This window comes from Nocardia aurantia (genome assembly GCF_009604425.1).
Lineage (GTDB): Bacteria > Actinomycetota > Actinomycetes > Mycobacteriales > Mycobacteriaceae > Nocardia > Nocardia aurantia.
This window is the reverse complement of record NZ_WEGI01000008.1, coordinates 82,997-105,189: the sequence shown is the minus strand read 5'-3', so window position 1 is coordinate 105,189 and position 22,193 is coordinate 82,997. Positions and strand designations below refer to the sequence as shown.

The window sequence follows — 22,193 nt, the reverse complement described above, 5'->3', positions numbered from 1 at the left end:
CCGGGAAGTGCGGTGTTTTCGGCGCTACGCTTCCCGCCCGCGGGCGCATTCGACCCGACGCGTCATCCGCGGCCGAGACGAGGGAAATCGTGAGACCACATGTTCTCGTACTGCATGCCTGGGGCGAGCCGTACGCGGAGTACGACAGTTACATCGATCACAAACGGTACGCGGTGTCCTATATCTGTAGCGAACCCGCGCAGGCGACCGTGCCCGGCGGCGCGGCGGCCGTCGCGATCACCCGGCTCGACGATCCGGCCGCGGTGCTGTGCGCGGCGCGGGCGCTGATCGCGCGGCTGGGGAACCCGGAACGCGTTGTCGCACTGCGCGAATACGAGCTGATCGCGGCCGGTGAGCTGCGCGCCGAATTCGGCGTCCCCGGTGACCGGCCCGCGGATCTGGACCGATTCCGGGACAAGTTGATCATGGGCGAGTGCGTCGACGCCGCCGGTATCCCGGCGCCCGCCTGCGCGGAAGCCCCCGATACCCCGGCGATACTGGCGTTCGGCGAAGCCCACGGGTGGCCCGTCATCGTCAAGCCGCGACTCGGCGCCTCCAGCCGGGATGTGATCCGGATCGACACACCCGCACAGGCCCGATCGCTGACCGAGCCCGCCACCGAACCCCGTCTGGTGCAGTCGTTCTGCCCCGATCCGATCCTGCACATCCACGGCCTGTGGGACGGGGATCGGCTCGACGGCTGGCACGCGCACCGATATCTCACCAACTGCCTCGACTTCGCGGGCGGCCGGGCGATGGCCTCGGTCGGCATCGATGATCCCGGGTTGCGGGAACGGATCGCGGCCTTCACCGTCGCGGTGTGCACCGCCCTGTCCCCGGGCGAGCCACGGATCTTCCACCTGGAGGCATTCCTCGGCCGTGGGCCGAACGGCGATGCGCGCCTGCGTTTTCTGGAGATCGGGGCCCGCGCCGGTGGCGCGGAGCTGCCGTTCCTGTGGCGCGAGGTGTACGGAGCCGATCTGCTGCGCGCCGCGTGCGACCTGCAGATGGGCCGGCCACCGCGACTCGGGGAGCCCGACACCGGGCGCATCGCCGGCTTCCTGCTGGTTCCGGTGCCCGGCCGGAAACCGGCGACGGTACGGCACGCGGAACTCCCGCCGGAGGTCGCTCACCTGCCGTACTGGGCAGGCCTGCCCGCACCCGGCAGCCGGATCGGCGGCGCGAACTACCAGGATGTCGGCGGCCGTTTCCGCTTCGCGGGCAACAGTTCCGCCGAGGTGGAGCAGGCCGTGCTGCGAACCGCGGCCGCCTACCGGTTGGACTGCGAGCCCGACGAAGCACCGTACCGATCCACCGGCAGCGCCGCGCCGATCCCGCAACCGGCCTGAATCACGCCGTCCGGCCACCACTCTCGCCCCGGTGCCGGCCGCGGGCGTCTCCTCGCGCCACGGGACCGGCTCGGGTGCCACGGTACGGGCGGCTCGCCGTGGCCCCGAGCCGCACGCGGTCCGTCAGAAGCGCCCGGTGCTGATCGCGGACCGATGCGCCGCGGGATCGTCTGGCGGCGTGGATGTTCCGGACAGTGCCGGATGTTCGGTCAACTGCCCGTGCGCGTAGACCACGTCGCGCAGCACCTGCCGGCTCGGGTCCTCGGCGAGGAACAACACCAGTTCGTTGCAGCGGCGCTGGAAGGTCAGGGCGCGCAGCGCCGCGAGTTCGGCGACGACGCGACTGTCCTGCTCGGATCGTAGCTCTCCCAACGGAATTCGCGACACGTCCAGCCGGTGGGTGAGCGTCGTGGCGGCCAGCAGGGCGTCCGCGTCGCGCAACTGCTCCCAGTGTTCCGCCGGCACCGGGCGGCCACGACGCAGCCCGTCGAGAATCCGCTGCCGGATACCGGGCACGTCGAGCGCGGCCACCGGCACCTGGCCGGTGCGCCCCACCCGGACGTGGCCGTCCCGCGCGAATTCGCGGCAGCGGCGCGCGATCGCGTCGGCGGGGAGGTTCTCGACCCGGTCCAGCAGCGGCTGGGCGGCGGCCAGACCCAGCCGATCCACCAGGCCCGGACCCGGTTCGGCCAGATTCATCTCGGTGCCGGGGCCCACCTCACCCTCCATCGGCACCTCGCCGAATCCGGCGCGGAGCTTCGGGTCGATCGGCTGCGAGGAGACCAGCGCCGCGAGCCGGGCGCCGGAGCGGGCGCCCCAGGCCAGGGTGAATTCGGCGAGGATCCGGGCCGGATCGGCGACGCCCTCCCATCCGGATCCGACCGAGACCTCCCACAGCCACGGGGTGGACACCTCGCGGGGCAGGTACAGCCCGGTCGGCAGCCATCCGCGCCCCTCGGTGGAGGTGACGAAGGCCGACAGACCACCCGGATGCCGCAGCACCGCCACTGCCCAGTCCGGTCCCATCGCCGAATCATCCAGGGCGGCAAGGATTCCCGACAGCAGGGTGCGGGCCAGCACGAAATCGCCGTTCACCCGCTCGCCGAGCAGGAAGGCCGGGGTGGCGGCCGCGATCATCGCGGCGCCGAGGGCCGCGCGGACCCCGTCCGCCCCGTCCTGGTCCTCGTCGGAACGAGCGCCGTGTCCGGTGACATCCTTCCCCGGCGGGACCGCCTTGCCCGGCGTACCGGCGACCGGTACCGGACCGGGATGCCCGGGCGATCCGACCGCACCGGGCGCGGTGATCTTGGGTCCGGCGCTCTGCGCGGCCCGCGGGTCGGAACCCGGATGTGCCGCGGCAGCGGCGGTTCCGGCGGCGGCCGCGGCCGCCGCCGTACCGGGCGCCGCGCCGGCCGCCGCGGCCGGCAGATCGGACGGTGGTGCGAACACCGCGGGATGACCGATCGGCGCGGCCAGTCCGGCCGCCGCGATACCCGCGGCCAGGTCCAGCGGCGACAACTCCTCCTCGCCGGAAACTCCTTCCGGCGCACCGAGTTCGGCGGACTCACCGGTGTGACCGGCGGACGGCTCACCGCCGATCTGGTGCCCACCGGCCTCCGCCGCGATCTGCCCGCCCGGGGCGCCCGGCTCGTACTCGCCCGGATCGAATTGCCCCGCAGCGACTTCCGTCGGCTCGGTGGGGCCGCCGCCGGACCAATCCTGATCGGCATAGCCGCCGCTCTCGGGCCCCGCGCCGCCGCCGTAGTCGTTCCCCGCGGAGTACCGGCCGGGCACGGGCCCGGCGTATCCGGATGAGTCCGCCGGCGCCGAAACACGCGGCGAATAGCCATCGTCACCGGAACGGTCGTCACCGGAACCGTCATAGCCGGGACGGTCGTACCCGGATGCCGGCCCCGCGTCGTAGCCGGGATTCGTGCGGTCGTAGCTCGGCGCCTCCTGGTCCGGGAAGGCCGGATCCATCGCCATCCGGTTCAACGGTTCCGCGCCGGGATCGAGCAGGTGCAACAGCAGATTCGCCAACGCCCTGGGCCCGGAACCCACCGGCAGCGGACCCGGCTGCCGCAGCCGCGGATCGCCGAACAGCTGTTGCAACGGATTCTGTTGCCCGGGCAAGTGACCGCGCGGACTCCGGGTGCCGTGCGGCCCATGGCCGGGCCCGACGCCCGGTCCGCTGCCCAGCGTCCACGGACCCGGCACCCCGAGCAGATCCGCGATCAGCGACAGCCCGGGCATTCCCTGTGGGCTCACCGATTTCCGGGCCGCGGCGACGACATCGTCGACCTCGGCCGCGGCGCGGCTGATGATGCCGCTCACCGCCGTGCGGCGCTGCTCCTCGGTCCGGTCGTCGTCGTCACCGGTGGACTGCGCCTTGCGAATCCGGGAGTCCGCGGCGTCGACGATGTCGAGGATCCGATGCCGGGTCCGGTAGACCAGCGACGACATGTCGCCGAAGGTGTCGGCCGCGGCGGTCAGCGCCCGCGAGTAGACGCCGAGATTGCCCTGCTGCGTCCGCATTCCGTCCTTGATCGGTTGCAGACTCCCGCTGAACCGCACCCGATCGTCGAAATTGCGCCGGGCCGCGCCGACGTCGTGCAGATCCAGGTTGTCGGCGGTGGTGCGGGTCGCCGTCTCCAGCCCGCTCCAGGTACCGGGACCGATCTCCGGCCAGTTGCCGCGGACGATCTCGTTCCAGTACGGGCTGTCGTGCGGGGCCATTCGCCGGTCACACCGGTTCGGTGTCGGTCACCACGAGGCCGCCCAGGATGTCGGTGCCCGCCAGCGCGTCCACCGCCTTGACCGCGTCCAGGAGAATGGTGTCGCTACGGCCGTCGTCGGTGGTGACCGAACCGCCGAAGGAGGAGACGATCCAGTCCAATTTGCCGACCAGATCCCGATCCAGCGGTGAATCCGCCCGCGCCGGTACCGTCAGGCCGTCGACCGTGTCGGACACCTTTCCCGTATACGTCGTGGCGGCGCCGGTGAACTTCGCGGCGGCCAGGACCACCTCGGTCGCCTCGTCGATGTCCAGCCTGTCGACCATGCCTGCTGTCCCGTCTGTGGAGGTGCGGATCGAATCAGGATCCGGCGGAACCGAATTCGGCCAGTTCCATGGCCCGGTACGCGGCTTCGGTGGGCAGGTCGAACGAGTCGATGGTGTACGGGCGGGTCCCGTTGTACTCCATCTCGGCTCGCAGCCCGACGCGCGACTTCAGATGTGCCAGACGGGCTGTCCGGAGAATCTCGGCGGACAACCACGTCTCGCCGTTCTCGCAGGCGTCGTCGGTGATGTGCATGCCGACGATCTCACCGTCGCGATTGCACGCCACCCCCACGCTGTTCTCCGGATTGAACACCTCGTAGATCATGTTCCGCCAGTCGGGCTCGGCTCCCCGCTCGTCGAGGTCGTCGAAGTCGTAGCTCCCGGTCACGTGAAACTCCTTGTCGCTCAGGCCGATTCCGCAGCCGATTCCAGCTGTTCGGTCAGCAGCGCCCAGCCACCGTCGTCCACGGTGAGCACCAGCCGCAACTGCCAGAACCGGCTGCCGATGTACAGTTCGCCGGAGCCGTCGCTGTCGACCTCGAGGTGGTCGGGGCCTTCCGTGGTGGGGTTGAGTGTCACGGTGGTGGCCGGGGGCTTGCGGTCGTCCACCGTGAACAGGGTCGCGCTGCCGCCGGGGATGAAGGTCTGCCGGCACCGCTCGCCGGCCGAGACCGCCAGTCCCCCACTGTTGGTGGAGACGGTGTTGTCCGGATTCAGCAGCAGTTGCATCAGCCAGGCGCGGGCGACCGGCTCCGGACGCGGGGCGTTGATGGCGAGCGTGTACGCCACCGACAGGTCGACCACCAGCACGGTCTCCTGCGCGGTGACACCGACGACCACCAGCCGTCGCGGCGTCCCGTTCGGGTACGGCAGATCGTCGGCCGGGAAGGACTGCACCTCCGCGCCGATTCCGCCCGAGGGATAGGCCGAGACCTCACCGGTGGCGACCGCCACGGTGTACGCGGCGACCGGCGCGGAGGATCGCTCGCCGACGCCGGTGAGACGGACCAGCCCCTCGTCGTGCAGCCATCGGATCGTGTCGGCGACGGTGACCTCGCTCGGCGCGGTCATGAGTGCTGTGCGGGAACGCTCGCCTCGGGCGCGTTCCACGTCTCGTTGTCCATCAGGGTCCGATACTGCAGGCCGGCGTCGACGGTGCTCTCCCGGATCGCGGTCATGATCTCGGTGACCAGTTCCGCGCCGGTGAATTTCGTGGTCGTGCCGGGCGCCAAGTAGAGGCTGGTCAGCCTGCCCATGGCATCGACCTCGGGAACCACCGAGCCACCGGGCGACGGCCGCCGGGCCCGGATACCGTCGATGCGCTCGCGCAGATCGGCGATCCGGTGCCGCAATTCCCGGGCGGCGTCCAGCGCCGCCTGCACGTCGGGATGCATATCGTTCACGCGCTTCCTCCGGATTGGGTCTGATTTCCGATGCCCGGTGTGGTCGGCGGCGTCGCGGTCGGCGCGATCGTCGGCTTCTCACCGATCACCTGTTCGGTGTACGGGGTGTCGTCGACGTACATCAGCCGATCCGGATGCCAGGCGACCACCCGGTTGCGGTCGTTGCCGCTGCCGCCGCCCGCACCGCCCATCCCGCCCATCGGCATCATCGGCATGTAGGGCATGCCGCCACCCGCCGCGGCACCGCCCCGCGCCGTCGCGGCCGTCGCCGCCGATATCGGTTCCGACACCGCGGCGCGCGCGGCCGTCGAGGCGACCTGGGTGTTGAGACCGGCCGTGCTCGCCACCATCGGCATCGCGCCGACGTTCACCGTGTCGAGGCCGTTGCCACCGCCGCCCGAACCGTAGCCCGAACCGCCACCGCCACCGCCGTCCAGCGAGCCGGGAATGCTGGGATACCCGTAGCCGTCGAGCCCGGATTCGCCCAGGGCATCGGCACTCTGGGCGTTCTGACCGGTGAGACCGTTGGCGCCCTGGCCCATCGAGCTCATCAGGCTCGACAACATCTGCATGAGGCTGCTGGCGTCGCTCGAGCTGCCGCTGGAACTCGTACCGCCGGTACCGGTTCCGGTGCCCGACGTCGGGGTGGAGCCGGTGCCCGTCCCGGTACCGGAGCCCAGTTTCTCGCCGACCGTCGAGGTGTATTCGGTGAACGCCTCCTGCGACTGCGCCATCACCTCTTGATATCTCGCCAGCGCCTTCGCCAGCCGCGCCTTGTCCTTACCCTTCATCGCCGCGAGCAGTTCCTTACGCGCGGCGGCGATCTCCTGCGGGGTCGGATGCTTGCTCTTGGCCGTGCTGAAGGCATCGGTGTAGGAGTCGATGTTGTCCGCCAGCCCGGACAGGTGGGAACCGTAGCGGTCCAGCGTGTTCCGATGCTGCGACACCTCGGTGGCGGCGAGCGGCCCGCCCGTCGACCAGTTCTGGAGCGTGTTCGCCACGCCGTCCAGCTGCCCGACGGTGCCGGCATGGGTGGTGCTCAGATAGTCGCGGATCGACCCGGAGAAGGCGGTGGCCGGCCCGATCCCCGGCCCGGTGTGCAACTGCTGGGCGAAGGTCATCGGATCGACCGCGCCGCCGCCCGGCCCGCCCGGCGGCGCCAGCCGGAAGTCGTGCGGCGGCTGCGCCGACACCGGATTAACCCCGATCGCACCGCCACCGGCGTCGGCGATCCGCTGTCCGCCCTCGACATCCGCGGCCGTGTAACCGACGGCCGACGAACCGATCTTGTACGCGGTCTGATGAATCCCGTTGAGCGTGTCCAGAGTTCCGTTGAAGATCGACTCGGTCTGCCCGTTGAGGAACGGCACCGCCGCCGCCGACACCGGATCGGCGCCCGCGTGCTGCACCCATCCCGCGGGCAGCGATTGTCCGGTGGTGTGGGCGGTCCCCGCGAGCGTCGACGCCAAGCCCAGCAGCTCCTGCGGATCCACGTTCAGCTCCGGCACGACAAACCTCCTCTCCCGGTCCGGCCTCCGGCGATCACGTCGGCTAGGCCGGCGCGACCGCCGGCACCGCGGCCGCCGCGGTGCCACCGGACGGATCGCCGGGAACCGCGGCCGCGCCATCGGTTCCGGTCTCGGTGGCGTTCGTGACCTCGATCCCGTTGGGATGCTGGAATCCGGTGAATGCCCCGAATTCGCCTGCCGCTCCCGACATGTCGGGAGCGAACGGCTTCAGCTGCCCGTCGACGATCACATCCAGCGTACCGTCCGTCCCGGAACCCATCACGCGAACGATCGCGGTCGCGTTCTCCCACGTGGCGATGTCGCCGGTCATCAACTGGTACGGATCGACCGAGGCGCCGATGGTCTTCTTGTCGGCCCACTTCGCGGAAGTGCCCGCGTAGGCGGCCTGGGCATCGGTGCTCTTCTGATTACCGAACGCCACGTCCAGCGCCTTGGCGACGGTGAGCGAGACCTTCTGGGTCTGACCGTCGGGGAACGTGTAGGTGACGGTGCCGTCCGCGTCCGGGGTGCGGGTACCGGGAGCGTTGCCCGCCGGCTGATTCGAGGTGGCGCCACTGCTCGGCCCCTGCGTCTGCGCCGGAGCGGACTGCGGGGTCGACTGCGCCGGCTGGGTCTGCGGCTGCGCGGGCTGCGCCTGCGCGTACGGCGGGTACTGCCCGTACCGATCCCCGTAGGGGTCGCGGCCGTACGGATCCGCGTTCTGGTTCTGGTCCAGCCCCCGGTTCTGCATCATCGACATCAACATCGGCAGCATGCTCATCAGCGAACTGAGGTCCGCACCACCGGTTCCGGCGCTGGCAGGAGTGGCGTTACCGGCGTTGTAGCCGTTACCGGTGCCGTCCGTGCCGGTACCCGCACCCGTACCCGTACCGGGGTAACCGGTACCGCCGGTATTGCCCGTATTGCCCGTGCCTCCGGTATTGCCGTACGGGTCGTAACCCGAAGTCGACGTCGACCCGTACGGATAGCTCGAGCCGGTCGAGATGGGGGTGTAACCGTCGCCGGTCGACGTCGAGGTCGTCGGGCCGGTCGAGGTGCTGCCCGTCTGGCTCGCCGGGGGCGGGTTGTAGGGAGAACCGCTCTGGCTGGTCGAGGTGCTGCCGCCCGGCTTGGGCGTGTCGTCGCCAGGTTTGGTCTGATTGAGGAGGTCGGCGTGATCCTGCGCCTGCTTGTGGATAGCCGCCAAGTCCTTGGTGTACGTGTCCCGGGCCTCGGACAGATAGGCGTTGACGTAGTCCAACTCGGGTTGGCCGACTTGGGGCGGCGGGTTCGACGCCTGTGCCGTGAGATTATTGATGAAAGTATTCAGGGTAGTCTGCAGATCGGTTTCCGTGTCGCCCCACAGCTTTATTGTCTCGAGCACGGTCTTGTCATTCGCATTCAGCTGTGTAGCCGTCTGCTGCAAGCCGGCTACAATTCCGGCGTAATTCATCTGTAATTGGTAGGCGCCCGATAGATCCGAAATATCCGGCCGGAAGGGAGTCAGAGAATCCAGGGTGGGAAGATCCTTGGAGTCTTTACCGAGACCGTAGAACAAATCGCCCACATGGTCGTACAGCTCCTGGAACGTCGTGACAATGCTCGGCGGCAATGCGTACAGATGCCACTGTTCCTGCGGAATCCCGGTCCTCGGATCCTCCAGAAGAGTTTGGATACCAGTGGGGCTGGGAATCCGCAATGGCTCGAGGTCGGGCATCGCTCACCCCTCAAGCGGACTGGTAAGTCAACAGCTCGGTCGGAATGTAACCCAATCCCACGACCTTGCCGCCATCTCCGCCGCCACCGCCGCCGGGCACCATCCCTCTGAGGGTCTGCGAATTCCAGAAGGCCACACCGGAGCCGATGCCACCACCGACGGTTCTACCCAGATAGCTGGTCTTGATATAGTTGTACACGCCTTCGCCGGGTTGACCGGCTTTGTCACGATAGGCTTTCAGAACACCCCAGTTGTACTTGGCATTGTCCTTCAGATTCCAGCCCTTACCCGCGCCGTCTTTCCAGACATTCTCCGCAGCCGTATCCAAACCGGATTTGTCGACTTTGCCAATTTTGGGGGCAAGCTTCGAGAGCTGGCCGAGTTTCGACGTGAGCAGCTTGCTTCCGGCGCCACCGCCGATGAACTCGCCGACCGCGCCGACACCGGCGGAAAGCAGCACATCTTTGCTGAAGGGCGAGCCGTGGAGATCACCGCTGATATATCCGCCGACCACGTTACCGACCGCACCGCCGATAACGCCGCCGAGCGGCGGAAAAGCTACGGCACCCACCATCGGTAGCCCGACGCTCACCGCCACTCCGGCGGCCTTCCTCAGGCCCGACCACAAGCCCATCGGAGTACTCCTGTTCCGTCGATGTTCAGGGTGCGGCCCCCGAGCGAGAGCCCATTGCGACGCCCGGCGAGGTGGTGCGGGGACACGTCACGCACACCGAGCACCGCCCACTGTCAGGTTCACCTTCCGCCTGGAGCGGGCTCCTACGGTGGTGGTTGTGCGGCCACTGTAGGAGCTGTCCTATCGCCTTTATTCTCTTGGATTCCCAATAGTGGGAAAGGCGCTCGCGTATCCCCTGCGGCGATGATGGTGAGGACCGGTTACCGAACGCCGCGCACCCGATCCGGCGGCGGGTGTGACAGAAGGGAGGTACACGTGCCGCTCCGATCCGGACGCACGGTGGTGTACCGCCCAGCCTCGGCGTGGCGGCGGCATCGATGACCGAGCCCCGGGACACCACGGAACCCCCGGCCGGGCAAGCGGATTCGCCGCCGCGCACCGCCACCACGACCAAGCAGCGACCGACCGGGCCCCGGCGCGGGACACCGCGGCCCCCCAAGCCGACCAATGCGGCGCCGGTGGCCGGTGCGCCCGCCGTCCAGACCCAGCAGCCGGTCCGGTCCGCTCCGGCGAGCCCGGCCCCCACACCCGCCGCATCCGGCGCCGATTCTGGTGCGGCGGCGCTGGCCGGCAGTGCGGGCATGCTCGGCGCTGCCATGATGGCGTTGTCCTCCATCTCCGCCCAGTTCGGCAGCGGTACACCCACGCCGGAAACCGGACAGCCCTACACCCCACCGCAACTGCCCTCCGATGCGCCCACGGTGCCCGTGCTCTGGGACGGCAACATCGGGACCGGATATGCGGCGGGAGCCGCCAGCCGATCCGGTGGCGCGTCGGCGATGGAACAATTGAACGGCGAACTCGCACAACTACTGCGGGGCTCGACCGACGACACCGCCCGCGGCCGGGCCGTGATGGCCGCGATCGTCGCCGATGTGGACGCGTCGGTCACCGCGCTCGGACCGATCGAGAACACCTCCGCCGGACGCCGATTGCTCGCCTCGGCACTGGCCGACGCTTTGCAGCGGGCGAATTCCACACTCGGGCAGGGACAATCGGCGGCAGCGGTGACCGCGGACAAGGTCTCGGCACTGGCCGACCGCTATCTGCAGTCGGCCAACCGCCCGCGCGGCGGATATGCCTCGGCGCCCACCGGTACCGGCGGTCCGCCCCTCGCGCGGCCCTCGGGACAGGTGGGACAGTGGATCGGTGACGCGATGCAGATCCTGCGGGCCAATGGCGTCGATCCGCGCCTGATGGATCCGGCGGCGATCGCGGCGATCATCGATCACGAGTCGGCGGGCAACCCGAACGCGATCAACAACTGGGACAGCAACGCCGCCGCCGGGCATCCGTCGAAAGGCCTGATGCAGACCATAGATCCGACCTTCAACGCCTACGCGCTGCCCGGGCACACCAACGTCTGGAATCCGGTGGACAACATCATCGCTGGTGTCCGGTACGCCATCCACCGGTACGGGTCGCTGGACAATGTCCCGGGCATCGTGAACATGCACCACGGCGGCCACTACGTCGGGTACTGATCGCCGCGCTCAACTCCAGCGGCTGGCCGCGTAACTGCGGGGCAGGCCGATGATCTTGACGACATCGCCGGTGTGCGGCGCTTCGATGCACTGCCCGTTGCCGATGTACATCATCACGTGGCCGGGACTGCCGTTGTTGAACTCGGCCGCCGGGAATATCAGGTCGCCGGGCCGGATGTCGGCGGGATTCACCTTGGGCAGTTGCTGATACTGCTGGGAGGCGGTGCGTGGGATCGAGACGCCCGCCGAGGCGGCCGAGTACTGCATGAGGCCGGAGCAGTCGAACGAGTTCGGTCCCTCGGCCCCGTACACATACGGTTTGCCCAATTCGCTCTCGGCGGTCGAAATGGCCTTCTGCACGGCCGAACTCGCCGTCGAGCTCGCGGTGAACGTGCCGTAGCCCCGGCTGCCGTGGAAGTTCGCCCGATAGTCCTGGCCGGAGATGTTGTAGACGTATTGGCGCGTCAGTTCGTTGATGGCCGCGGCGGTGCTCGCGGCGGACGAACCGGTGTCGCCGGCGATGACCTGGGCGTCGTGGAGGGCGGTGGCGAGCAGCGCGTGCACCCGGTACTGCCCGGCGACCGTCGTGGCGTCCGGGCCGATCTGGCTCAGTGCCGTATTCACCTCGCTCAGCAGCCGGTCCATGTTGGCACGGTTGCCCGATGTGACACCGCCCAGCTCGTTCACGTAGGACACCAGCTTGTTGTCCAGGTTGCCGAACGCCGTGGACGCGGTGCGCTGAAAGGTCTGCTTGGCGCTCAGCGCGGCGGCGGCCGAGCCGGACGACGTGCCGCCTCCCGAACCGGTGTTACCGGTCTGTGGCACGCCGGCGCCGCCGGTCTGCGGTACGCCGGTGCCTCCGGTCCGGGGCACGGTGGTGTCGCCGGTGCCGTGACTGTCAGCCAGATCCTGTAACGCCTGTTTGGCCCGCTGCGCCTGCGGACTCGTTCCGCTCCCGCTGCCGCCGTTGCCGCCCTTCCCGCTCCCCAGCCCGGACATCGCCGACAGGAGTGCCGGAAGCAGGTTCATCATGTCGGCATTCGGCGCCGCCGCCGGTTGCGCGGCGGAATCAGTGTGCGCGGGTTTGCCGTTCGACGTGGATCCGTAGCCGTACGGGCCGGCGCGGCCGGATACCGGCACCGCAGCGGAGGGCGCGGAGCCGGAAGCGACGGTCGCCGGGGAAGCGACGGTACCGCCCGGGCCGGAAGTGGCCGCGCTCACCGCGGTGGCCCGGCCGGGTCCGGTGGACCCGGCCGTCGTGGCGGCGGTGGCCGCGCTCGTCGCAGGCATCGTGCCGGTACCGGCAGTCGTGTCCGTCGCGGCGGCGGAGGTGGTCACCGGCCGTCCGCTCGCCGTCCAACTTCCCGGACCTCCGGCCTCGCTCGTCGACGACGCAACGGGGGCCGGTGAATTCCCGGCCGGATCGGTGGACTCACTCCCGGCCGAATCCGTCGCGGACAGGGGATCTTCGATGTCGGCGGTGCCCGATCCGGTCACGTCCACGTCCGAGCCGGGTCCCGTGGCCGCCGGGCCGGTGATGTCGTCCGCGTGAGACGCCGACGGGTCTGCTTGCGTGACAACCCGATTCGCGACATCCGACACCGCGGAGACATCGTCCCGGTGCTCGTCCGGGCCGCTCGCGCCCGGCGCCGGGTTCGCACCGGACACGTCACCCGGATCGCCGCCGGACTGCCAGGGGTGCCCGGGCCGGGCGCGATCGGCCCGCGCCGTCCACGGGGTCGCCGGTGCGGCCGTGATCGGTTCTCCGGCAAGGGAATCCGTACCGGGACCACCGCCGGTCCGGGCGGGCGCCATCAGGATCCTCCGAGCACCCGCTTGACCCGGACATCGCGTCCGGACGGCATCGACTGCTCGGACAGCCGGCCGGAAAGCGAGTCGTACGTGACGACCTGGCCGTCACCGACGGCGATCCCGACCCGGGTCGGGGTGTAGTTCTGGTATCCCCAGTACACGAGATCTCCGGCGGAGATCGCCGAGGAGTCCACTCGCTGCCCGCAGACACTCTGGGCGGCAATGGTATTCGGCAACGCGATCGGCGCCGACGGATCGGTTCGTGGACAGGCGGTCCCCGGCACGGAACCGTAGGCGTTGCTGGAGGATCCGGTGGTACCCGCGTTGCGGGAGGTCGCGCTGCTCAGGGCCGCCGGATCGCAGCGGCCGGTGCTCGACACCGCCGACGCCTGGTACACGATGCCCGCCGCGGCCAGGGCCGGATCGCTGATCTGGCTGCCGCCGCCGGTCGCGGCCGTACTCGACGATGGGTTGAGCAACGACAGTGCGAGCTGCCGGGCACACTGCGCCGAGTACCCGCCGTTGGGGGTGAACAGCGCGGGCAGTTGATAGGGCGCGGACCGCATCGCCGAGGCACAGGCCCGCTGCCAGTCCGACACCCCGGTCTCACCGGCGTCGAAGGTCAACTCCGCGTACGGGTTGGTGGTCGGAATCTCGGTGCCCGACAAGGACTCCGCACGAGTGGTCGGCGCCGCCGCAGTCGTGACCGCACTCGTCGCGGTATCCGACGGATCCGGGCCCACCGCACTGTCGCATTGGTAGTGGAAGTCGGACGCGCCCGAACTGACGACACTGGCGGTGATGACCGCCAGCGCCACGAAGATCCCGCCGAATGCGCCGATCACGACGATTACCACCCACAGCCAGGCCGGCATCAGCGCGAACAAGACCAAGCGTTTGATCATCGAACCTTCCCGTAAGTTCCGGGGACCGAGCGGCTTGCTCGCATCTGTTCACAGCTCGCACACATGATCCTGCCGCATTCCCGGGAGCGGGAATATGAATCGGCACCGGTAGCGCCCGAAGCATCTCCCTATCGCATCAACCTTTCGACAGCCGCCATTCTGGCTGCCGATGCCGGATCGGTCATGACGCTCGGACCCAATCGTGACGGCGGAAGCCGCTTCCACAAATTCGGGTCGAAGGAGTCGGTCAGCTGCGCCTTGACTCCCTCGTTCCGGAGTTCGCGGAGAAGTTGCAGGTTCCAGGGAGTCTCGACCAACTCGTTGGTCTTGTCGAGTATCCGCTTCGCGTGCTCGTTCGACAGGAATGCGCCGATGCGGCGGGCTCCGACCGTATCCACCATGACGTCGCCGCCGCTGGCGATCAGCGGGAGCGACGTACTGCCGTCGCCATCGATCATGGCGGTCAAGGGCTTCATCATCTTCTCGGTGGGATTGTCGAGATACTCGTTGATCCAGCGCAGTTCCTCCGGCGTCACACCATCGATACCACCCGGGTTCGCCGTCCTGAAGGTATAGGCGGCCGACTGGAGTACGGACATCGAGGCTGCGACCTCCTCTGCTGACGCATTACCGTTCAGATACCGGCGCACGATGTTGTCGCTCCGCTCGGTGGCCGCCGCCACCCGTGCCAGCCGCTCGTCGCCGAGCTTGAAGCCGTCCGCGATGCGCGTCACCGTGCCCCATTCGTTGACGACGTGCCGCATGACCGACGCGTCGGTGAAGCCGGCGCCCATCAGCGCACCGAGGAAATCACCCTGCGTCGCTCCGATATCCGACGCGTGCTGGAGGGCGGCCGCGGCTCCCCGCATCGTATTCATGCCACCGTAGGCGTGCGCGCCCTCACTGGCAGCCTCCGCGAACAGCTTGCGGTTGAGATACGACTGCACGTACATGCCGTTCGGGCCACCGAAGTTGTCGCTGCCCCAGACACCCCACTGCGACAGCAGGGACTTCTTCTCCTTACGCGCGAACGGCGCCAGCGGATTTCGTGTCTTACCGGCCAGCCATGCCGTGGCCGGAGAATTGCTGACGGTACTGAACGCGCCGAGGGTGGCGAGCATACCCATGTGCATGCCCCGGCCGGCACCGAGCTGCCCCATACCCAGCGCCGTACCCGAAGATCCTCCGGCACTCGTCCCCTGCTTGGCCATTCCGGTCTGGATGGCCAGCGCGAACCGGTTCGCGACGAAATCGTTGCCCTTCTCCAGGCTGTGGGTCAGCTTCCTGAGCTGGAGAATGGCGATGATCTCGACGATCGCGCCGATCACGAACACCGCCATCACCTGACCCTGCGCCTGCTGGAACAGGTCGCCCAGGAACAGCAGGTAGACCCCGAGGAAGATGACCTGGGCGGCCATCTTCGCGCCGGCGAACAGCGAGTGGACGACATTGCGCACCAGAAAGGTCTGCGGCGCACCGTAGATGAATCCCGCCGCGGCGAAACCGAAGATGACGAGTATCCCGTGATACACCGCGTCCAGCGCCGACCAGATGATCTTGGTAGACAACACCACCGCGAACAGCAACAACAGCGTCCCCGCCAGCAGCAGCAACAGCCCGGCGCCGATCTGCCCGACGCTGGGACTGTTGGCGGAGCTGTAGGCCGCGCCGTCGCCGCAGTTCTTCATCCCGCTGCGCACCTGGTCGCCGCTGGCGGCCGCCATACCCGAACTCCAGGCCGCCCGGCAGGCCGCCGAATCGTCGACGATGTGCCCGAAGTTCCAGACCTGCAACGGTTTACGCGCGAAGTTGTCGGCCATCTGCTGTTGCATGACCACCACGAGCTGCGTCGGATCACTGGTGTTGCTGCCGTTGAGGCCGGCGGCGACCTGGATGCCCAGGTTGCGGCCCTGGGCCAGCGTGCCGTCCGAGGACAGCACATCGGCCAGCGGCTCGGCCAGGAACAGCGGGCCCAGCACCGCCACCGCGATCATGGTGACCACCTGCATCACCGATTTCGCGTAGTACCCGCGAATCCAGAACCACGCCACGAAGAACGCGCCGAACGTCGCGGCCGTGACGAGGACGATCGGCAGGGCGATCTGGCTGGTGAGCGATTGCGCAACGCCGTGCATCGGGGCGGCGAACAGGTCCAGCCATTTGAAACTGAGGGCGTAGCCGACGATCCAGATTCCGGTCGTCACGATGATCAGCCAGCCCGCGAATTCGATGGTGATCACCGCGGCCAGCACGGTCGTGAACGGATGCAGCAGGCTACCGTCGTTGGTGGCGAACGAATAGTTCGACAGCGGCACCCCGGACGAATCCTTCACCGCCATCCAGCTGAGCGCGCTGTTGATCGAGGAGACCGTCGACGTATCCGTCGTCGACGTGGTGGTCTGCGCGGTCGCGACCGCACCCAATACCGCGGGCACGACGAGCAACAGCAGGAAGGCCGCCACCACCCGGACCGTCCAGCGTCGCCGTCGCGTCGCGAAAAGCCAACCGCGACATCGGCGTACGACCGCGGGGAGTCGCCAGTACTCGAAATCCCAGGAATGGGAACCGGAGAACCGGCGAACGGAATTCTCGATGATGACCATGCTTCATGCCCGTCGATCCAGCGCGCGCATCGCTCCCGGGGTACTCGTGATCGCGGCCGCCCGGTCGGATCGGGCCGGGCCCAGTACTTTTCCGCGCCCGATGCGGTTGAGCGCGTCCCGCATGAACATCTCGCCGCGCCGCTCCTCCGGCACCTGGCGACCCGGGCCGATCGGCGGCGAGGTCTCCTCGCGCAGCACCTGCAACAGGAACGGCGCCTCGTCCAGGTCCACGCCCAGCCATTCCAGGCTGTTGCGGGCCAGCGTCTCGTCGCGCTGCCGGAACACGAACCGGTTCGGGATGAGGTTGTGCGCCGCGCCCTGGAAATCCGCGGCCGGATCGTGCGAGGCCAAACCGATGGCGGCCAGATGCTTTCGGCCGTCACGGCTGAAATCCGAGGTGACCGAGGACCCTACCTGGGTCTGCGTGAAATGGTGCGCCTCGTCGCCGACCAGCAACCCGAATCGCCCGTTGTCGGTGAGGAAGGCCTCGCGGGCCGCGACACCCACCAGTTCGTACAGGGCGGTGCCCAGCCGCTTGGTCAGCGGCAGCCGGGCATACAGGTGCGGAGTGGTCAGTTCCTCGGCGCTGGGCAGCGCCAGGTTGTGGCTGCGCACCACCGTCGCCGCGGCGTCCAGCCGCAGGGTCGGCAATTTCGGATCGAACAGCACGGGTACCCGGTCGACGATCGTGCCCATCCGAGCCGCCAGATCGGCGAATTCCGGGCCGTACTGCGGATCCTCGGCCAACCGCCGCACCGCCTGGAACATGTCCAGTAGGCTGCGGATCCGATGTTCGGCGATACCGCGCGGGGTGAGCAGATTCGACGCGGCCGCGCCCGCGCCGGAGGTCGGTGACAGATCCAGCAGCGGCAGTAGTGAATCCAGCGTGCGCTCACCGGCGATACGCGGATCGAACAGCCGCAGCGGATCCAGCGAGACGATCGGATTGGCCAGGTCGATGATCACCGCGTCGTCGATCGAGGTGGCGAAGTGCTCCCATTCGCCGACCTGACTGCGGTCGATCGCCAGGAACTGACCACCCATATCGTGCACGAGTACCGCGATCAATTTCAGGAAATACGACTTGCCCGAACCGAGTTCACCGGTCACCGCGAAGGACGCGGAAAGGTCGTGCAGCGCCGCCTCCATGATCCCGAAATGGATCGGCTCGAAATTCCCGGACATCAGATTGACGCCGATCACCGGACCGGAATCGTCACCGATCTGACTGGTGATGAACGGCACGAAACCGGCCCACATATCCGAGGGCACGATATGCGCGTAATCGTCGAAAGCCCGGCGCGACTGGCTGCCGGGAATCAGCATCGACCACAGGTCGACCTGCGCGCCGACGGGTGCGGTGAGGTCGATCTGGAAACGCTTGTAGCGCCGCTTCAGCGTGTTCACCGCGTCCATCGTGACGTCGCGGCTCGCCCCGCCGACGGCGATGACGGTGGTGAACGAGACCTCCGACTCCGCCCCGTTGACCTCGAAGTGCTGGTTGTACTCGCCGAGCATCTGGGCCTTGGACATCAGCGTGTTCTGCGCGAAGGACACCTCCTGATCGCGCTGATCCATCTGCTCGCCCAGCCGCCGCAGGCTCGTCTCGTTGTGCTTGAGCACCTGGTCGGCCGATCGGGTCGAGACCCGGATGCCCCAGTCGACGGTGACGTTGCCGAGCCCCTCCAGCACGTTCAGGAATTCGCTGCCGCCGGGAAAGGTCATGCCGGCGTAGGGAAACGAGTGCGGGGTCAGCATCGACTGATACGAGGGCATGAACTCGAAGTCCGGCTGCACCACCTTGACCACGGGCACGAACGACGGCCGCAGCCGGTGATTGCTGTCGGCCTGGGCGCCCTCGTCCAAAGCGGCGGACCGGAACACCGCGGCCGTGGCGTCGTCCAGGGTGCCCGCCCGGGTGGGCGCGATCGGATCGCCGGCCGCGCCGCGCGACAGATAGTGCTCCCACAACCATTGGAACAACGCCGCGGGCACCGGGGTCGGCTCGAAATCACCGCCGATACGGGACAGGATCTCGTCGGCCTTGTCCTGATAGGCATCGAGTTCCGCGCGCGACAGCGCCGTCGCGTCGATGGTGGTGGTGCTGCCGCGCCACACCCGCGACAGGGTGGACATACCGGTGGCGCTGGCGGCGCCGACCGGGATCGACAGCAGGTAGATCCGGGTCTGCGGCACGATCGACCGCACCCGCTCGAACGAGGAGACCACCTCGTCGGCGTAGTCCTCGCACTCGTCGAGATCCACCCCCTCGACCATCTTGCTCAGCACGTCGAGGGTGTTCAGCCGGGCTTGAATGCCCAGCAGCAGCGAACCGTTCGGCAGATGGTTGATCAACGCGTGGTGCGCCATCTTCACGTCGTACTTGTCGCTGGCCTTGCGCAGCCCGTAGCCGAGCGGGCTGATGAAGTAGTTGGCCGTCACCAGTCCGGAGTGGGTGAACTGGAGATTGCCGCGAATCGCGGCGGTGGGCTGCAGATCCCGATCGAACGCCATCAGCCGAGCCCTCCGCTCAGCACGGCCGGGCGGGCGGCGATCGACTCGAGCAGCAGGCCGTTGGCCCGGGCATCGACGGACTGGCGCTCCCGCACCCGGCCGTCGGGCAGGATCACCACCACGGTCTCCTCGATGAACAGCGTCGTCCGCGCGGAGTCCTCGACGACGATCGGCATCCCGGAGGCGGAGACCGGCCGGCGGCGCACGATCAGCCGGGTCACCCAGAACACCCGGGAACTCAGTCGCACGCCCGTGTAGGGCACGAGACCGAGCGCGAACACCGTCAGCACGGTCAGGATCAGCCCGGCGATGAAGGTGACCGCCGGATTGAGCGGAAAGGTCATGGAGCACACCGCGGTCAGCAGCAACAGCACCACCGCGGCGCCGACCTGCGGCAGCGTGTAGGGGCCGAAGGGCAGCTTCTGGCCGTTCTGGGCCTTGCCGATCATGGTCGGCACCCGTTTGATCGGTGTGAAAACCTTGATCACTTGGCTCATCGGTACCCGCCGATCGGCTGGCCCGGAACCAACGTGGTCGCGTCGACGCGGGCGTAGTTCACGAGCGAGGGCAGCACCCAGAACACCACGGCCGCGACGATCGCCGAGCCGGCGACGGCCAGCACCTTACCCGGCGAGAGCTTCGCCTTGGCCGACTCCGAGATCAGGATCGCCATGCTGGCGATGGTGAGGATGATCAGCCCGATCCACCGGAAGGCGATCAGAACGTTGTACAGGAGGGTAGCGAGGTTGGTGCCCATGCGGAGGGTCCTTTCGGGTCCGGTCAGTTCTGGGTGGCAGGCGGCACCTGTACCGCGCTGGCCGACGGTTTGGCGGCGCTCGACGCCGCGGCGGCGTCGCGTCCGGCTTGTTGCCCGGTGACCACGGTCATCGGATTACGCAGGTAGGGAACGGAATCCATCGCCTGCACCTGCCACTGCCCGCCGCTGCGGACCATGGTCAGCGGATACGCCAGCGACGGCGCGACGCCGCCGTCCGCCTTCGGGTTCACCGAGGCCAGCACGTGCGCGGTCGTCGCACTCGCGCCGCAACCGGAGTCGTCGGACATCACCGTCGCGACGTCCATGGCCGAGTACGGCGACGGGTGCAGGGCGCTGATCCCGGAGTCCGGCGTGACGTACCGGGCCACATCGCCCGAACCGGCGGCGTAGGCGGCGAGGAAGCCCGCCGCGACCTGGGTCAGCGGAGTATCGGGCGAGCAGGTGGTGCTGTAACCCTGCATGAGGTCGTCACCGCGGATCGGCGCGCCGACCGCCGCGGGCAGCGACAGCGCGCGCAGCCGGCCGTCGGCCACCGACACGGCGACCCGGTAGTACTGCTTGTCGCCGCTCACCGCGGCGCCCTTGGCCACGCGCACCGACACGGTCACGGTCCAGACGTCCAGGGCCTCGCTCGCGGACATCCGCGCGGCGTAGACGACCTGGCCGTCGGTGATCTGCCGGCCGATCGACGGCAGCGTGACCTGTTGCCCCGTACTGACGTACTCGGCGAGCTTGTCCTGCTGCCCGGAGGTGGCGCTCAGATACGTCACCACGAAATCCCGGGCGAACGACTGGGCCAGCTGCTCGTGCGCGATAATTCGGGTCGTCGAATCGTCGGACGGACCCGGCGGCGGCGACGAGAAGAAGGAGAGAATCGCATGCCCGCCACCCAGTAGTGCGAGCACCGCGAGCACGCCGACGACAATATTGTCCCGGCGGCGGCGTGCGGCCATTCGGCGAAGTAATTCCTCGCCGGAATCCGCAGTTCTGCCAGCCACTGTCAGCACTCCCGAAATGGTAGAGCGATATTCATTTCGCTATTCGATTACTGTTCCCATTGCTGGGGGTTCCCGGTCGCCGGGGCGTATCAGTAGGCGGGGCTGCGCTTCATCCGGCCCGCGAGCCAGTGCCACAGCTGTTCGTCGTAGCCGACCGGGGTCCGGTCCGGATCGGGGGCGGGCCGCTGCGGCAGCGTCACGGCCGGGGTGTCGCCGTCGCGGACCATCTCGGCGATGGTCAGCGGCCGGCTCGAGTAGCCCGGGTACGGGTACAGCAGCAGCGAGGTGGGGGTGTGGTCGCCGGCGTAATTCAGTGTGCGCACGGTGATCTCGGCGGTTTCGCCGCCGCGCAGCCGGCTGCCCAGTTCGATCAGCCGGCCCCGGTCCTCCGGATGGAAGACGTCGACCGGCCGGAACAGGTAGTCCCAGCGGATCCACGGGGCCGGATCGGTGAGCCAGTGCGAGATGCTGGTGTGCTCCAGCTGGAGCACCGCGATGTGGTTGCCCGCCCGGCGATGCGCCTCGCGCAGCCCGACCCGTTCCAGGGTCGGCCACTGCACCGGCGTCGTCGGCGAGGTGACATCCTCGATCAGCCACCACGCGCCCTGTGCGCGGTCGTCGTCGCGCCCGCGCATACTGATCCGCCAGCGGCCCGGCCGGCCGGTTCCGGCGAGCAGATTCACCTCGAACTGCAGTTTGTCACCGGGCTTGTGGTCGTAGAGCAGATCGAGCACCTCGGCGTGCCGATCGAAACCCACCGTGCGATAGAAGAATTCGGCGACGGACATGCGCGGCACATATTCCTCGACCGCGATTCCCGGCATTCTGGTTATGCCGCTCGGTAATTGGATGGTCTGCGTCGGCAGGTCCCAGATCGCGCCCACCACCGCCTCGGGTTCCGGAATGCGAACGCCCACCGGGCCCAGCCACATTCGCACCGCGTGCACGGCCCCGGTCGGACCGAACACCGGTCGCAACCGCAGCAGATGCGGACCGGCACCGGTGGACACCCGAAGATCCAGTTCGGTCGCCTGGGCGAGAGCCGACTGCAACGCCTCGCCGATACCCGCGGTGGTGAGGCCGTCGTACAGGGCCGGCGTCTTGGCGAGCAGTCGTTGCAGAACCCGCTGGACACCGGCGAATTCGCGGGGGGTGTCCCCGACGGACGCGACCGTCATGGCGTCCGGTGTCAAGGTCTCCACCGTCACCCATGGGATCACTGCGCCATTTCGCATTGCTCTCGTCCGCATCCGCCCGCTCCGGGTCTCGACCTCGGAGTCCTCAGCTAACGTGTCTAATGTACCGTTAGATAGCGGTTCATTCAATAGTGGGAAGGACCGGACCACCCCTCTACCTTGCACGGCCGC

At 68.5% G+C, this 22,193-nt stretch carries 18 protein-coding genes; 2 read left to right on the top strand and 16 right to left on the bottom strand.

Features of this window, described 5'->3' with window-relative positions; translation table 11 throughout:
- Nucleotides 1-89: 89 nt before the first annotated feature.
- Nucleotides 90-1,349, top strand: coding sequence for an ATP-grasp domain-containing protein (locus tag NRB56_RS18945; protein WP_227837997.1), 1,260 nt, complete (start codon nt 90-92; stop codon nt 1,347-1,349).
- 123 nt (nt 1,350-1,472) lie between these two features.
- Here the strand turns inward: NRB56_RS18945 and NRB56_RS18940 are convergent, their stop codons facing one another.
- The 8 genes from NRB56_RS18940 to NRB56_RS18905 are packed head-to-tail and all read right to left on the bottom strand — an operon-like array spanning nt 1,473 to nt 9,672.
- Nucleotides 1,473-4,085, bottom strand: coding sequence for a hypothetical protein (locus NRB56_RS18940; protein ID WP_153344033.1), 2,613 nt, complete (start codon nt 4,083-4,085; stop codon nt 1,473-1,475).
- Nucleotides 4,086-4,092: 7 nt separating this feature from the next.
- Nucleotides 4,093-4,410 carry a hypothetical protein gene (locus tag NRB56_RS18935; protein WP_153344031.1) on the bottom strand — a complete coding sequence of 106 codons (318 nt, stop codon included), beginning with the start codon at nt 4,408-4,410 and terminating at the stop codon, nt 4,093-4,095.
- A 34-nt stretch (nt 4,411-4,444) separates the two neighbouring features.
- Nucleotides 4,445-4,798, bottom strand: coding sequence for a hypothetical protein (locus tag NRB56_RS18930; RefSeq protein ID WP_319943200.1), 354 nt, complete (start codon nt 4,796-4,798; stop codon nt 4,445-4,447).
- A gap of 17 nt (nt 4,799-4,815) precedes the next feature.
- On the bottom strand, nt 4,816-5,481 hold the full coding sequence (locus tag NRB56_RS18925; RefSeq protein ID WP_153344029.1) for a hypothetical protein: 666 nt from the start codon (nt 5,479-5,481) through the stop codon (nt 4,816-4,818).
- Nucleotides 5,478-5,804 carry a hypothetical protein gene (locus NRB56_RS18920; RefSeq protein WP_153344433.1) on the bottom strand — a complete coding sequence of 109 codons (327 nt, stop codon included), beginning with the start codon at nt 5,802-5,804 and terminating at the stop codon, nt 5,478-5,480. The genes NRB56_RS18925 and NRB56_RS18920 overlap by 4 nt, the downstream gene beginning before the upstream one ends.
- 5 nt (nt 5,805-5,809) lie before the next feature.
- Complete coding sequence (locus tag NRB56_RS18915; RefSeq protein WP_153344027.1) at nt 5,810-7,321, bottom strand: PPE domain-containing protein; 1,512 nt, start codon at nt 7,319-7,321, stop codon at nt 5,810-5,812.
- A 43-nt stretch (nt 7,322-7,364) separates the two neighbouring features.
- Nucleotides 7,365-9,038, bottom strand: a complete 1,674-nt coding sequence (locus NRB56_RS18910; protein WP_153344025.1) for a hypothetical protein — start codon at nt 9,036-9,038, stop codon at nt 7,365-7,367.
- A gap of 10 nt (nt 9,039-9,048) precedes the next feature.
- The gene (locus NRB56_RS18905; protein ID WP_153344022.1) at nt 9,049-9,672 is read right to left on the bottom strand and encodes a hypothetical protein; all 624 of its coding nucleotides are present in this window, start codon (nt 9,670-9,672) and stop codon (nt 9,049-9,051) included.
- A 377-nt stretch (nt 9,673-10,049) separates the two neighbouring features.
- Between NRB56_RS18905 and NRB56_RS18900 the strand changes: the two genes are divergently transcribed.
- On the top strand, nt 10,050-11,216 hold the full coding sequence (locus NRB56_RS18900) for a transglycosylase SLT domain-containing protein (protein ID WP_153344020.1): 1,167 nt from the start codon (nt 10,050-10,052) through the stop codon (nt 11,214-11,216).
- Between the two features lie 9 nt (nt 11,217-11,225).
- Here NRB56_RS18900 and NRB56_RS18895 read toward each other — a convergent pair whose 3' ends face one another.
- The 8 genes from NRB56_RS18895 to NRB56_RS18860 all read right to left on the bottom strand — a co-directional run bounded on the left by NRB56_RS18895 (nt 11,226) and on the right by NRB56_RS18860 (nt 22,034).
- Nucleotides 11,226-13,031 carry an NlpC/P60 family protein gene (locus NRB56_RS18895; protein WP_153344018.1) on the bottom strand — a complete coding sequence of 602 codons (1,806 nt, stop codon included), beginning with the start codon at nt 13,029-13,031 and terminating at the stop codon, nt 11,226-11,228.
- The gene (locus NRB56_RS18890; RefSeq protein ID WP_153344016.1) at nt 13,031-13,933 is read right to left on the bottom strand and encodes an NlpC/P60 family protein; all 903 of its coding nucleotides are present in this window, start codon (nt 13,931-13,933) and stop codon (nt 13,031-13,033) included. Before NRB56_RS18890 ends, NRB56_RS18895 begins: the two co-directional genes overlap by 1 nt.
- 128 nt (nt 13,934-14,061) lie before the next feature.
- On the bottom strand, nt 14,062-16,536 hold the full coding sequence (locus NRB56_RS18885; RefSeq protein WP_153344014.1) for a hypothetical protein: 2,475 nt from the start codon (nt 16,534-16,536) through the stop codon (nt 14,062-14,064).
- 3 nt (nt 16,537-16,539) lie between these two features.
- Nucleotides 16,540-19,050: an ATP-binding protein gene (locus tag NRB56_RS18880; RefSeq protein WP_153344012.1), complete on the bottom strand. Its 2,511-nt coding sequence runs from the start codon at nt 19,048-19,050 to the stop codon at nt 16,540-16,542.
- A complete protein-coding gene (locus NRB56_RS18875; RefSeq protein WP_153344010.1) occupies nt 19,050-19,547 on the bottom strand; it encodes a hypothetical protein in 498 nt (165 codons plus the stop codon). The genes NRB56_RS18880 and NRB56_RS18875 overlap by 1 nt, the downstream gene beginning before the upstream one ends.
- A complete protein-coding gene (locus NRB56_RS18870; protein WP_019930967.1) occupies nt 19,544-19,807 on the bottom strand; it encodes a hypothetical protein in 264 nt (87 codons plus the stop codon). Before NRB56_RS18870 ends, NRB56_RS18875 begins: the two co-directional genes overlap by 4 nt.
- A 23-nt stretch (nt 19,808-19,830) precedes the next feature.
- Complete coding sequence (locus tag NRB56_RS18865) at nt 19,831-20,781, bottom strand: conjugal transfer protein (protein ID WP_153344008.1); 951 nt, start codon at nt 20,779-20,781, stop codon at nt 19,831-19,833.
- A gap of 134 nt (nt 20,782-20,915) precedes the next feature.
- On the bottom strand, nt 20,916-22,034 hold the full coding sequence (locus NRB56_RS18860; RefSeq protein WP_319943199.1) for a GAF domain-containing protein: 1,119 nt from the start codon (nt 22,032-22,034) through the stop codon (nt 20,916-20,918).
- Between the last annotated feature and the right edge of the window lie 159 nt (nt 22,035-22,193).